The sequence below is a fragment of the Brevundimonas sp. genome, assembly GCF_016463295.1.
Taxonomy (GTDB): Bacteria; Pseudomonadota; Alphaproteobacteria; order Caulobacterales; family Caulobacteraceae; genus Brevundimonas.
Genome location: NZ_JAEMRO010000078.1, coordinates 1 through 10,040, shown reverse-complemented (window position 1 = coordinate 10,040; position 10,040 = coordinate 1). Strand labels below are relative to the sequence as shown.

Here is a 10,040-nt window from a genome sequence, read left to right as displayed (position 1 = left end):
CCGACGGCCAGCAGTGTGCGGAAGCCCAGTTTCTCGAGCTCCTTCTCGCCCAGGATCTCGACCTCGAGACCCAGCTTTTCCAGACCCTTGACCCGTTTGGCGAACTCGGCCGGATAAAGGATGTTGGCGGGCTCGGCGACCAGATCGCGCGCGAACTCGACGGCCTCGGCCACCGGCGACAGGGCGTCATAGGCGGCCTGGGCGGCGGCGACATCGGCGGCCACGACGCGGATCGTCTCGATCGACGGCGTCTTGGCGGGCTTCAGCGTCGTGCGGTATTTCAGGAAACGATAGGCCGCCAGACGGGCGGCAAAGGCTGCGCGGCCGGCTTGCGCAGCAGTCAGATAATAGGCATCGATCGTCAGCGACGTCGCGCCCGACAGTTTGACCGCGTGATAGGCGGCACCCGCTGCGGCTTCCAGCGCCAGATCGTCGAACTTGTCAGCCTCGCCCGCGCCGGTCAGCACGATGGATGCGGCATCGACGCCAGCGGGTGCAGCCACGACCAGGGTGCTATTGGTCGCGCCGGTAAAGCGGCTGTGGGTCATCGCCTTCGTCAGACTGCCACTGGTCGCCGTGTCCAGATGGGTGCCCATGCCGACGAAGGCGCGGCCCTCGTGGACCAGAACAGCCAGAACCTCGGCGGCCTCGGCGGATGTGACGAATTCGATCTTCATAGACAACTCCCGCCGGGTAATACGCCCTCGGCTGGCGATGGGTAGGACAAAGGACGCCACCGGTTTCGCCGGGGCATCGCGGTGTGTATTAGATGCGCTTCACAGCCGCCACCCGCAACCGGGCGATTTCCACCGTTCATGACGCTGATTCAGAGATATCTCTTTCGCCAGATCGGCCGTCCCGTGGCGGCGGCATGCGCGGCCCTGGCCGGGATCGGCATTCTGAGCCAGAGCCTGGATCAGCTGGAGATCATCGTCGAACGTGGCCAGAGCGTCTGGGTCATGCTGAAGCTGACCCTTCTGGCCGTGCCTCAGCTGCTGGCGGTGATCCTGCCCATCGGCCTGTTCGTCGGTGCCCTGATTGCCCTCACCCGGCTGCAACGCGAGCAGGAGCTGACGGCGGTCTTCGCCTCGGGGGTGACGCGCTGGGCGGCGATTCGCCCCGCCATCCGTCTGGCGGCGATCGTGGCAGTGCTGACGCTCCTGATCACCACCATCGTCCAGCCCTGGGCCCAGCGCACGGCGCGCGCCGAGGCCTTCGCCATCCGCTCCGACATCGCCGCCCTGCTGGTCGAGGAAGGCGAGTTCGTCGAAGGGCCCGACGGCCTGACCGTCTATGTGCAGCAGATCGAGCAGAGCGGTCTGCTGAAAAACCTCTTCATCTACCTGCCCGACGGCGACGACGCGACGACCTGGGATGCGGCCGAGGCGCGGTTCGAACGCATCGACGGCGCACCGATGCTGACCATGCTGAACGGCTCGACCACGCGCTACTCCAGCCGGGGCGTGCTGACCTATGGCTCGTTCGACCGGAACGTCTTTGACCTGTCGCCCTACATCGACGCGACCGAACGCCCCCGGTTCAAGCCGACCGATCTGTATCTGACCCAGCTGTTCGACCCTGCCCCTCAGGATGTCGGCACCGTCGGATCGCGCGGTGAGCTGACGGCGGAGGGGCATGCCCGGCTCTCCGCCCCGCTCTACGCCTTCATGGCCATGGCCATGGCGCTGGCCGCGATCATGGGCGGGCAGTTCAGCCGCACCGGCTATTCCCTGCGCATCGCCAAGGCGGCGGCCGCCTTTCTCGTCGTGCGTGTGGTCGGCTACGGCATCGTGGCCGGCAGCGCCTGGAACGGCTGGCTGAATATCCTGCAGTATCTGTTGCCGATCATAGCCACCGCCATCGCCCTGCGCCTGCTGTTCCGCGCCCTGAAGCCGCGCCGCAGCCGCCGCGTGAAACGCGCTCTGAAGGTTCAGACCGCATGACCCGCCCCAACTTGGCCGCGCCCCTGTTCCGCCTGGGCCGGATCGAACGCTATGTGCTGGTTCAGCAGGCGCGGTCACTCGCCGTGGCCCTCGGCATCATCGCCGCCCTGATCATGCTGATCGACTTCGTGGAGATTTCGCGCGGCGTCGGCTCGGACGTCGATCTTTCCGCCGTACGCATCCTGGGGCTGATGCTCTTGAAGTCGCCGCAGGTGATCGTGCAGCTCCTGCCCTTCGTCTTCCTGTTCGGGACGCTGGCGGCCTATGTCGGGCTGAACCGGCGCAGCGAGCTGATCGCCATGCGTGCGGCCGGACTGTCGGCCTGGCGGTTCGTGCTACCCGCAGCGGGCGCGGCCTTGCTCTTCGGCGTGCTGACCGTGACGGTGCTGGGCCCCATGTCGGCGTCGGCGGACGGCCTGTTCCAGCGCGAGCGGGCACGCCTGTCGGGCTCGGTCGCCGGAGCCGACAGCAATCAGGCCGTCTGGATCCGCGAAGGCGATGACACCCGCCAGATGGTCATCCGCGCCGCGCGTCAGGATCGTGCCAGCGCCCGACTGCTGGACGTCACCTTCTTCATCTACACCGCCGATGCGGACGGCCTGCGCCAGTTCTCCGAACGGATCGATGCCCAGTCCGCGGCCCTGGCCCAGGGCCGCTGGCGCCTGACCGATGCCCTGGGCGCACAGGCCGGCCAGCGCGCGGTGCGCTATGCCACCCTCGACCTGCCGTCCAGCCTGGCCGACGACGAGGCGTTCGAACGGTTCGCCCGCCCGCAATCCACACCCTTCTGGTCCCTGCCCGGCCAGATCGCGCGCATCGAGGCGGCAGGCTTTTCGTCCACAGCCTATCGTTTGAGACTGGACCAGCTCCTGGCCACGCCACTGATGTTCGCCGCCATGTCCATCCTGGCCGCCGCCTTCTCTCTGCGCCTGATGCGGCTGGGCGATCTGGCCAAGATGAGTACGGCGGCCGTCGTGCTGGGGTTCGGCTTCTTCTTCGTCAATCAGGCGGCGTCGGCCTTTGGCTCGGCAGAGGTAATCCCCCCTTGGCTGGCGGCCTGGCTGCCGCCCCTGATGACGGCGCTCGCGGCCTTCACCTTGCTGTTCTATACCGAAGACGGCTAAGCGACCTGTTCGCCCGCGCCTTCCGTTTTCCCACCGATCCGAGTGACCCTGTATGCTGCGTAAGCGCCCTGCGCCCGAAACGGTCGGTTTGCGTCTGCGGCTGATGGCCGGTGCCGCCGTCCTGGCCATGGGTGCGACCGCGCTGCCGGCCATGGCCCAGGATACGGCGCCCGCGCAACCGGGGCCCGACGGCCTGATCGAGGGGGCCGCCTATATCGACGCCGATGCCGTCACCCGCGAGGGCGATATCGTCTCGGCGGTAGGAACGCTCGACCGCCGCGCGCTCGGACGCTTCAGCGGCAGCACCCTGCGCGCCCGCCAGTTCAACTACGATCTGGGTCTGGGCGTCGCCTCCGCCGACGGCCAGGTCGAACTGACCGATGACGAGGGCAACACCGTCTTCGCCAGCTATCTGGAAACCGACTCCGATCTGAGGGCCGGCGTGGCCGTGGACTTCGCCACCCGGTTCGCCACCGGCGCCAGCCTGATGGCAGCGACGGCCGTGAGACGCAGCGAGAACGCCAATCAGCTGAACTACGCCATCTTCACGCCCTGCCCCATCTGCGATGCCGAGGGCAATCCCAAGGAACCCAGCCTTTCGATCCAGGCCGAGACCGTGGTGCAGGATGAAGGTCTGCGCGCCATCCTGTACCGCAACGCCGTGTTCCGCGTCGGCGGCGTGCCGGTCTTCTACCTGCCCTATTTCGCCCATCCCGATCCGACGGTCGAGCGTGCCTCGGGCTTTCTGGTCCCGATCCCCAGCTATGACGAAGGGCGCGGCATCAGCCTGGAGGTCCCCTATCTTCAGGTCGTCTCGCCGTCCGAAGACTGGCTGATCAGCCCCCAGTTCAATACCCGCGTGGCCCCGTTCCTGAACCTGCAGTGGCGGCGTCGATTCGAGACGGGCACCGTCGTCGTACGAGCCGGCGGCACCTATGAGCGCAATTTCGGCGACTTCGATCTGGACGGCGACGGCCGGGCCGAAAGCAACGTCGATTTCGGCGACCGCACCGCCCGCAGCTATCTGCTGGCGCACGGCCTGTTCGATCCGGCCGGACCATGGCGCGCCGGTTTCACGGCCGAGCGGACGTCGGACAAGACCCTGTTCGATCGCTATGACATCCGCTCGCCCTATCAGGACAACGGCCTGTACTACGGCGACGAACGCCGCCTGATCAGCCAGCTGTATCTGGAGCACCAGACCCCGCGCTCCTACGTCTCCGTCGCGGCCTTCACGATTCAGAGCCTCCGTGTCGCCGAGTTCGATCCGGTCACGCCTGCACTGAACGTCTTCGAGACGGACGGCTCCCTGCCGATCGTCGCGCCGCTGATCGAAGCCCGCTGGGAGCCCGAGGGACCGGTCTTCGGCGGGCGTCTGAGACTCAAGGGCTCGGCAGTGTCCCTGTATCGCGACGACTATGTAGGCGGCCCGGTCCTGCGGCCCGAGATCATCCCCACCGGCTCGACCCTGGGCCTTCCGGGCGTGGACAGCCGCCGCGTCTCGGGACAGGTGGAATGGCGGCGCACGCTCATTTCCCCCATGGGCATCCGGTGGGAGCCCTTCGTCGACCTTCGGGCCGACATCTATTCCGTCGGCGACCTGCCGCCGATGATGGGGCTGGAGGAAGAGGCCATCACCCGCGGTCGCGCGACGGCCGGTGTCGATGTCAGCTATCCCCTGATCCGCCAGATGGGGCCCGGTGCCGACCTGATCCTGGAGCCGATGGCACAGCTGTCGATCTCGTCCGATCCCGACCTCGATCCCCGCGTGCCGATTGAGGACAGTCAGGCCGTCGAACTGGACGAAAGCTCGCTGTTCCGCATCGACCGCTTCCCCGGCTACGATCTCTACGAAGGTGGCGCGCGTTTCACGGCCGGAGCCCGGGCCACAATGCGCTGGGACAACGGTCGTCAGGCCAGCCTGTTCGTCGGGCGCAGCATCCGCGACGCCCAGGAAAATGCCTATCTCGCTCCTCTGCCTGACGATCCCGCCCGTCTGTACGACCCCTCCGGCCTCGGCTCGGACACCTCCGACTGGGTCGTGCAGGGCAGTTTCTCGCCTTCGGATCGCATCCGCGGCTGGGGTCACGCCACCATCGATTCCGCCGGAGAAATTCGTCGTGCCGAGGCGGCCGTCGACGGGCGCTGGGGCCGTCGCAACCTGGCCAGCGTCAGCTATATCATCGACCGTTCGAACCCGCTGGACGGGCCGAACAACCGCAACTACGAGTTCGTGCAGCTGACGGGCCAGCAGTTCGTCTATGGAAACTGGGGCGTCGCCGTCACAGGCATCGCGGACCTTGAACGCGATCTGATCACCCGCTCCGAAGTCGGGCTGCTGTTCGACGACGACTGTTACCGGTTCGAACTAGGGTGGCGCCGGGACAACACGCGCGTCAGACCGACCGGCCCGTCCGAGGGCGTCTATGTGCGCCTAAACCTCGCCACTTTCGGCGGTACAGGGTATTGATCAAGCGAATGGCGCTGAACGCCGCGCGACTCGGGGATATGCGAGACGCGATTTCCGGGCCGATCCGGGATCAGCGCCGCCACAGGAATCAGGACTGACATGCGTTTCGAGCGTTCCATCACAGGCCTGGCGGTCGCCGCCCTGCTGTCCAGCACCGCCCTGGCCCAGACGGCCCCGCAGACGCCGGGACCCGCGGCCGCCGGCGTGCCGAATCCGGCCGGACCTGCCACGCCGACGGCCGCGCCTGCCCCTCAGTTCCAGCTGGCCGACGGCGTCCTGGCCACGGTCAACGACAGCGTCATCACCGGCTTCGACCTGCGCCAGCGCATGCTGCTGCTGATCGCCCAGACCCAGGTCCAGCCCACGCCGGAAAACCTGCCGGCCATTCGCCAGCAGGCGCTGAACCTCATCATCGACGAGCGCCTGCAGAACCAGGAACTGGACCGCTATCCAGACATCAAGGCGACCGATGCCGAGGTCGAGGAAGAACTGACCGCCCTGGCATCCGAGGTCGGCGCGACCGCCGAAGCCTATGCCCAGTCGCTGGCTCAGTTCGGCATCCGTCCGTCGACGCTGCGCGAACAGCTCCGCACCCAGATCGGCTGGCAGCGGCTGGTCGGCGGTCGGTTCCAGAGCCGCGCTCGCGTCAGCCAGGGGGCCGTTGAGGCTGCGCTGCGACAGGCGACCGAAGCCGCCCTGAAGAAGCAGTATCTGATCGGCGAGATTTACATCGAGTCCGCGCGCGTCGGCGGCCAGCAGGCTGCCTTGAACGGCGCGACCCAGCTGGTTCAGCAGATGGTGCAGGGCGCGCCCTTCCAGGCGGTGGCACAACAGTTCTCCGCCGCGCCCTCCGCCACCCGCGGCGGCGACGCCGGCTGGGTGGTCGAAGGCACGGTCCAGCCCGCGCTGCAACAGGCCATGGATCAACTCAGCCCCGGCGAACTGTCCCGTCCCATCCCGGTCGAGGGCGGGGTCTACATCCTCTATATGCGCGACAAGCGTGACGGCTCGACCTCCAGCCTGGCCCAGATCAAGCAGATGATGGTCGAACTGCCGGAGACGGCGACGGAGGCCCAGGTGGCCGCCGCGACCCAGCGGCTGGAAGCCCTGCGCCCGCAACTGACGTGCGACAACATCCTGACCCGCGCGACCTCGGAACAGGGATTGCTGGGCACCGATCTGGGCGAGGCCGATCCGGCGAACCTGCTGCCTCAGTTCCAGCAGGTCGCCCGCTCGGGTGCGGTCGGTTCGATCAGCACGCCGATCCGCACCCAGCTGGGCGTCCATCTGCTGGCCGTCTGCGGACGCCGCGCGGGCGGAGCCGAAGCCCCGAACGCCCAGCAGGTCGAAAACCGCCTGTTCGGCCAGAACCTGGCCACTTTGGGCCGTCGCTACATGCGCGACCTGCGTCAGGACGCGGCGATCGAGTTCAAATCCTGATGTCCACGCCCCTGCCGCTGGCCCTGTCGATGGGCGAGCCGGCAGGTGTCGGGCCTGAGATCATCGCCAGGGCTTGGGCGGCGCTGAAGGACGAAGGTCAACCCTTCGTCGTGATCGGCGACGCGTCGCTGATGCGTGCACAGGGTTATCCGGTACAGGCCGTCACGTCTCCTGCGGACGCACACGGCGTCTTCGCTCGCGCCATTCCCGTCCTGGACCAGCCCCTGCCTACGGCGGTCGTGCCCGGTCGCCCGGACAGCGCCAATGCCGGGCCCGTGGCCGACTGGATCGAACAGGCGGTCAATCTGGCGCTGGATGGCCAGGTCGGCGGGATCGTTACGGCCCCCATCGCCAAGGCCCCGCTGTATGCCGCCGGATTCCGCTTTCCCGGACATACGGAGTTCATTGCCGAACTGACCGCCGACGTGCCGTTCGCCGAGACGCGCGGGCCGGTCATGATGCTGACGGCGCTGGATCTGCGGGCCTGTCTGGTGACCATCCACGCGTCCCTGGCCCAGGTGCCGGAGCTGGTGACGATAGAGCGCGTGTGTCGCACGGCGCGGGTCGTTCACGAGGCCATGAAGCGTGATTTCGGCATCGCCCGCCCGCGCCTCGCTCTGGCGGCCCTGAACCCGCACGCCGGCGAAGGCGGAGCCATGGGGCTGGAGGAGATCGAGATCCTGGCCCCGGCTGTCGAAATCCTGCGCGCCGAGGGCATCGACATTTCCGACCCGCGCCCCGCCGATACGATGTTCCATGCCGAGGCGCGCGCCGGCTACGACGCCGCCGTCTGCCTGTATCACGACCAGGCCCTGATCCCGGTCAAGACCCTGGATTTCTGGGGTGGCGTGAACGTGACCCTGGGCTTGCCGATCGTTCGCACATCGCCCGATCACGGCACGGGCTTCGACATCGCTGGCAAGGGTGTCGCGAGACCGGACAGCCTGATCGCCGCCTTACGCCTCGCCGGACAGATGGCGGCCGCACGGGCGCGATAGCACGGTCCTGGCTATGATCCCGGCGGCGAATCGCAACGACCGCCTTTTCGCCTGTCGATTGAACCGCTAGGGTTTCTGCGTCCTTCCGGCGTCGCGCCTCGATGCCCTCCCGTGACGAGTTCGACGCATCATGAAGTCCCGCCAACGGCCCCCTCTGAACCTGTCGTCCCTCGACCCGATCGAGGAGCACACCGAGGTTCCGCCCGCGGTCGAGGTCGAACCCGCACCGTCCGACGATAGCCGCCCCATGTCGGAGCGCCGCCGTCGTCGCCTGGCGGAAGAACAGTCGCGACGGGCAGAGGCCGAGTCCGCACGCGTGTCCGCGCCGGAGGTCGTGACGCCGACACTTTCCCCTCCGGTCTCGTCCGCTGCCGACAATTCACCGGCCCCTTTCGAGCCCCCGCCCGTGCCGGTCGTCCCGCGCACCCGCAAGACCACCGCTCCCTCCGAAGGTCGCGCCTATCTGATCGCGGGCCTCGCATCCGCGGCCTGGGTGGCCGGTGTCGTGGCCTGGCTGACCTATGAGGTCAGCGCGGGCACCGCCGAGCTGGAGCCGCTCCGTCTCGCCGTCTATGCCCTGATCGCCCTCGCGCCCGTCGGCCTGGCCATCCTGCTGGCCCACGCCGTGCGGCAGGGGGCTGGACTGGCCGCCGAAACCCGCCGCGCCCGCGAACTGGCCGAGGCCCTGGTCGCCCCCACGGCCCTGGCAGCGCAACAGACGGGCACCGTGCTGCAGTCCCTGCGCAACGATATCGACCTGGCCTCTGTCGCCGCCGAGCGCGCCCGACACGACATGACCCTGCTGCGGGAGGCTCTGGTTCAGGAAACCACCCGCCTGACCGACGCCGCCGATGTCGCCGGACGCACCGCTCGCCGTCTGGTCGAGCAGCTGGGGGCCGAGCGCAACGAGATGCAGGCCCTGGGCACCCGCCTCGACGCCCAGGCCACCGGCGTGGCCGATGCGGTCGAGCGCCAGTCCCGCATGGTCATCGACGCCTCCGACCTGGCCCAGACCCAGCTGCGCGAGGCCGAGGCCGCGCTCGCTGCCCGCGCCGCCGACCTGGCCGCCGCCGCTGGTGAGGCCCAGGACGCCGCCCGCGTCGCCGCCGACGACCTCGCTCGCCAGACCCTGCGGCTCGAGAATGCCGGAGCAGGTGTCGCCGAACAGATCCTCTCCGTCGAGGAAGGCCTGGGCCAGCAGCGGGCGGCCCTGGTCACGGCCGCCCTGGGCCTGCGCACCGATCAGGAAGACTTCTCGGCCCAGGTGGAAAGCCAACGCGCCCAGCTGACCGAACAGCTGTCCGCCACCCGCTCCGTCACCCAGGATCTGGGCGACACCACCCAGCGCACCACGGAATCGATCAAGGATCTGGTCGAGGCCGCCACCGACCAGTTCCGCGCCCTGGTCGACATGTCCCAGCGCGAGGCCGACGGCTTCGACGCCGCCACCAAACTGGCGCTCGACAAGTTCGAGGCCCTGGCCGCAGAGGCCCGCGACGCCCTGGTCGAGGAAACCCGCCGCGCCCTCGCCGCCTTGCAGGCCACGGCCGAAGAATCGCGCCAGGCCGCCACCGAGGCCGCCGATCTGGCCCAGGTCCGTGTCGACCGCCTGGGCGAAGCCCTGTTCGAAGCGGCGCAGAAGGCCGACCACGCCGCCGACACCCGCATCGACGGCGCGCGCCGCATCGTCGCCGAGACCGCCGGCATGGTCGATGAGGCCGGCGAGCGCGCCCTGATGCGGCTCGAATCCACTGTCGAGCGCATGAACGACGCCCTGGCGCGCATCGACGCCACCATCGGCGATCTGGACGACCGCGCCGCCCGTCTGCCGCAGGAGGCCCAGGCCCGCGTCGAGGCCGTCCGCACCTCCGTCGAGCAGGGCCTCGCCGCCCTGTCCGCCGCGTCGCAGAAGGCCGCTGCGGATACCGAGGCCCTGGACGTCGGCTTCCAGGAGCGCGTGCGCCGCAACTACGACATGCTGACCGAGGCCGTGCGGCTGATGGGCGTCGTCTCCGGCGAACCCGCCGGTGGACGCCGGCGCGAACCGCCGTCGGTGGCCCCTCCC

At 68.6% G+C, this 10,040-nt stretch carries 7 protein-coding genes; 6 read left to right on the top strand and 1 reads right to left on the bottom strand.

What is annotated here, in order from left to right:
* On the bottom strand, nt 1–677 hold a 677-nt coding region (locus JHC81_RS12235), incomplete at its 3' end, for a M17 family peptidase N-terminal domain-containing protein (protein ID WP_292175089.1).
* 138 nt (nt 678–815) lie between these two features.
* Here JHC81_RS12235 and JHC81_RS12230 point away from each other — a divergent pair.
* The 6 genes from JHC81_RS12230 to JHC81_RS12205 all read left to right on the top strand — a co-directional run.
* Nucleotides 816–1,943, top strand: coding sequence for an LptF/LptG family permease (locus tag JHC81_RS12230; protein WP_292175088.1), 1,128 nt, complete (start codon nt 816–818; stop codon nt 1,941–1,943).
* Nucleotides 1,940–3,067 carry an LPS export ABC transporter permease LptG gene (gene lptG / locus JHC81_RS12225; RefSeq protein WP_292175086.1) on the top strand — a complete coding sequence of 376 codons (1,128 nt, stop codon included), beginning with the start codon at nt 1,940–1,942 and terminating at the stop codon, nt 3,065–3,067. The genes JHC81_RS12230 and lptG overlap by 4 nt, the downstream gene beginning before the upstream one ends.
* 52 nt (nt 3,068–3,119) lie before the next feature.
* Entirely contained in the window at nt 3,120–5,537 is a 2,418-nt protein-coding gene (gene lptD / locus JHC81_RS12220) for an LPS assembly protein LptD (RefSeq protein WP_292175085.1), read from the top strand.
* Nucleotides 5,538–5,636: 99 nt separating this feature from the next.
* Nucleotides 5,637–6,977: a peptidylprolyl isomerase gene (locus tag JHC81_RS12215; protein ID WP_292175083.1), complete on the top strand. Its 1,341-nt coding sequence runs from the start codon at nt 5,637–5,639 to the stop codon at nt 6,975–6,977.
* A complete protein-coding gene (gene pdxA / locus JHC81_RS12210; protein WP_292175082.1) occupies nt 6,977–7,975 on the top strand; it encodes a 4-hydroxythreonine-4-phosphate dehydrogenase PdxA in 999 nt (332 codons plus the stop codon). The genes JHC81_RS12215 and pdxA overlap by 1 nt, the downstream gene beginning before the upstream one ends.
* Nucleotides 7,976–8,105: 130 nt before the next feature.
* On the top strand, nt 8,106–10,040 hold a 1,935-nt coding region (locus JHC81_RS12205), incomplete at its 3' end, for a tipN (protein WP_292175081.1).

Excerpts from the sequence above, each read along its gene's own strand:
- JHC81_RS12230 (WP_292175088.1), top strand. The coding sequence starts at position 816 with ATGACGCTGATTCAGAGATATCTCTTTCGCCAGATCGGCCGTCCCGTG.
- lptG (WP_292175086.1), top strand. The coding sequence starts at position 1,940 with ATGACCCGCCCCAACTTGGCCGCGCCCCTGTTCCGCCTGGGCCGGATC.
- lptD (WP_292175085.1), top strand. The coding sequence starts at position 3,120 with ATGCTGCGTAAGCGCCCTGCGCCCGAAACGGTCGGTTTGCGTCTGCGG.
- JHC81_RS12215 (WP_292175083.1), top strand. The coding sequence starts at position 5,637 with ATGCGTTTCGAGCGTTCCATCACAGGCCTGGCGGTCGCCGCCCTGCTG.
- pdxA (WP_292175082.1), top strand. The coding sequence starts at position 6,977 with ATGTCCACGCCCCTGCCGCTGGCCCTGTCGATGGGCGAGCCGGCAGGT.